The sequence below is a fragment of the Methylobacterium sp. J-077 genome, from assembly GCF_022829365.1.
GTDB lineage: Bacteria > Pseudomonadota > Alphaproteobacteria > Rhizobiales > Beijerinckiaceae > Methylobacterium.
Window position 1 is genome coordinate 1 of the sequence record NZ_JAKSYJ010000079.1, and the last position, 301, is coordinate 301.

General features: G+C 69.8%; 1 pseudogene. It reads left to right on the plus strand.

Features of this window, described 5'->3' with window-relative positions:
• Positions 1-262, plus strand: a pseudogene (locus tag MKL11_RS05740) (porin family protein); the annotation flags it as partial.
• Positions 263-301: the final 39 nt, after the last annotated feature.

The window sequence follows — 301 nt, forward strand, 5'->3', positions numbered from 1 at the left end:
CGTCCCCACCTGTAGAGGCGTAGGAGGCGGCAGCGGGTGCGCCCGCCCGACACGGTCGTTCCGGTACTTCTTCCGCCCCTCGGCAGTGACGCTCAAGGTCGAAGGGCTGTACGTCAACCTCGACCGCAACAACCGCAACCAGGGCGCCCGGGTGGTCTACGCCGCCAACCTCGTCCCGGCCTATTACAGCCCGATCGTCCGCCGCGCCGACGAGTTCGCCGTCGGCCGCGCCGGCCTGAACTACAAGTTCGGCTCGTACTAGGACCCCGAAAACCGCTCCCGGCCTCCGGGCCGGGAGCGG